Genomic DNA, 2,333 nt, shown 5'->3' on the forward strand with positions numbered 1-2,333 from the left:
CGATTCACTCGATGAAATGTCTAGCAGTTGGCACTACGACCTACTGCTTCCAGACGCCGCCATCGAAGGCATGCAAGCCACGGTAAAACGCCTAGACGACGTCACCCCCAAAATCGACCAACATATGCAACAAGCCGCCCAAGAAATCGGACAGCGAGTTAATAAAGCACTGGATGAATATCAAGGCCAACCACCAATTCGAGGCGTTACCGACAAACCAACCAAAGCCAAAGCCGATGAATTGGAGCCACCAAAAGGGAATGAGTTACCGGGGGCTAAACTCAAAGCTATAAAAATGAAGAAGTATAGACCTCCTTGCTTCATGCCTGGCGAAGACTTAGCGAAGAACTTTAAGGGTGGTAAGCAAGCTCTAGAAAAAGAGTTTTATAAACAACTAAAAGCTCAGCAGCACGGCATCAATAAAATGACGGTTGAACAATATTTAGAAAACCGTAAAACCTTGACTGACCTTGTTAAAGAGCATGGACATAAAAAAGCAAGAAAAATTCTAACGAATGGCGGAATGGCACAAGTATCAGCCAGAAAGAAGTTAGAGGACGAAATGTATGAATCAATATTAAAAAGTTTGAGAAAGCAGGGTATTAAAGGTCGAAATGCTGATAAAGTCGCAACAGAGAAGATAAAAGAACAAATGTCTCAGTTAGCTGCTTTACATGATCCTGACCTGATAGCGGGCGGTAGTGATAAGATCAACAAACTCGGAAATAAAAATGTAAACTCCTCTCTCGGTTCTCAGTGGTCTAAAGAGGGGAGAGTTTCCGGTATGGATGAGGCAGCAAGGGTTGCGTTGAGAACAATGGGCCCTACCACCCAAATGAATATAGAATTAGAACGGTGTAAGTAAGGAGGTTAGAATAATGACCAAACAATTTGAAATAGATGAAGATTTCGAGTGGTTTCTTGAAAAGTTTGAAGAGCCTAGTGAAAAAAATCAAGCCCCAGCAGAAATAATAAAAAAGTTTGAAGGTAAACTGCCTACTAGATTATTAGAATATTGGAGTGAATACGGATTTTCTGGTTTCGGGGAAGGGCTTTTTTGGTTAACTAATCCCGATGATTATGATGATACCTTAGATGCATGGCTTGGAGATACAGATATCGTCGAGCAAGACACATATTATGTAATTGCTCGCAGTGCTTTTGGAGAGCTATTCTTATGGGGAGAGAAATTTGGACATAAATATCTAATCGACCCATCTCACGGTTGGATTATAGAGAAAGAAGGTAATGCCGAAGACATAGCAGTTGGAGAAGAAAACGATGCCATACAGTTTTTCTTTAGTGCAAAAAGACCAACATCACTGGATATAGATGATACGAGTGGAGGCTTACTTTTTGAGAAATGTAAACTTCGATTATCTCAATTAAAATATAACGAAATGTATGCTTTTGAACCCGCTTTTTTTCTTGGTGGGCAGCCTACCATTGACAATGTCAGTAAAGTAAATATTTTCGCCCATCTAAGTGTATTAGCATCATTTGGTCAGAAAGAAATACTAGACCAACAAGGGCTTATAGCTAAGGCTTATTCATAATAAATGCTCCTGTTATTAAAGTAGCAAATAAAAACCACTTAACTCCTTACCACTAAAAACACTTACTTATTAATTGAAAATGCGATGATGATTAACTTTGAACTCATCGCTAATCAAATTGACGTAAGCGCCACACAAAATATCACCCTTAAGGCGGGTCGCAGCCATCGCAGTGTTATCCAAAGTGATATAAAGCTCAAGGCAGACAACAACCTTACCATCACCGCGCCGGCGGGAAGTCAACTCATTCAAAGCCAAGGTAATATCACAGTAAAAGGCAGTGGCTCTGGCAACCTCACCCTTGCCAATGGTGGCAGTGAAATCAGTATTGACTCAAGTGGTAACGTCAACATCTTTGCAGACAAGTTACTGACCTTAAAAGGCAAAGCCATGACCGTGTTTGACGGCAGCTCAAGCGCTCTCTGAGAATGCTCGACTCTCACTGGCCGCCGATGGCATTGCCACCATGATGAGCAGTACCATTGAGTTGTCTTATACCTATCAAGATGGCAGCCCAATTATGGGCGCACCTTATACCATTCGATTTGCAAACGGCACAGAGTTGACTGGTAACTTAGATGACAGCGGTAAAGCAAAATCAATACACCGTGCAATATGGTGAGGATAAACGCGATTACCTGCCAGAAGATAATCGCCCTAAAAATCCACTGTATGGAAAAATCACCCCAGCGCGAGCGGCTGAAATGGTACGCAGCGGCAATACCGCACCACTGATAGAAGCCAATGGCATTGCAACCCAAGCAGGTGATTGGTTAT

General features: G+C 41.9%; 5 protein-coding genes. All 5 read left to right on the plus strand.

Features of this window, described 5'->3' with window-relative positions; translation table 11 throughout:
• Window positions 1-865 (plus strand): polymorphic toxin type 15 domain-containing protein (locus MHN32_RS23470; protein WP_239422973.1); only part of this gene is annotated, 865 nt, incomplete at its 5' end.
• Between the two features lie 13 nt (window positions 866-878).
• Window positions 879-1,556, plus strand: a complete 678-nt coding sequence (locus tag MHN32_RS23475; RefSeq protein WP_239422974.1) for a GAD-like domain-containing protein — start codon at window positions 879-881, stop codon at window positions 1,554-1,556.
• Window positions 1,557-1,640: 84 nt separating this feature from the next.
• Window positions 1,641-1,982 carry a hypothetical protein gene (locus MHN32_RS23480; protein WP_239422975.1) on the plus strand — a complete coding sequence of 114 codons (342 nt, stop codon included), beginning with the start codon at window positions 1,641-1,643 and terminating at the stop codon, window positions 1,980-1,982.
• Window positions 1,957-2,178, plus strand: a complete 222-nt coding sequence (locus MHN32_RS23485; RefSeq protein WP_239422976.1) for a hypothetical protein — start codon at window positions 1,957-1,959, stop codon at window positions 2,176-2,178. Before MHN32_RS23480 ends, MHN32_RS23485 begins: the two co-directional genes overlap by 26 nt.
• Window positions 2,135-2,333: hypothetical protein (locus MHN32_RS23490; protein WP_239422977.1), on the plus strand; the 199-nt coding region annotated here is incomplete at its 3' end. The genes MHN32_RS23485 and MHN32_RS23490, both read left to right, overlap by 44 nt.

Source organism: Pseudoalteromonas sp. Of11M-6 (genome assembly GCF_022347905.1).
GTDB lineage: Bacteria > Pseudomonadota > Gammaproteobacteria > Enterobacterales > Alteromonadaceae > Pseudoalteromonas.

Excerpts from the sequence above, each read along its gene's own strand:
- MHN32_RS23480 (WP_239422975.1), top strand. The coding sequence starts at position 1,641 with ATGATGATTAACTTTGAACTCATCGCTAATCAAATTGACGTAAGCGCC.
- MHN32_RS23475 (WP_239422974.1), top strand. The coding sequence starts at position 879 with ATGACCAAACAATTTGAAATAGATGAAGATTTCGAGTGGTTTCTTGAA.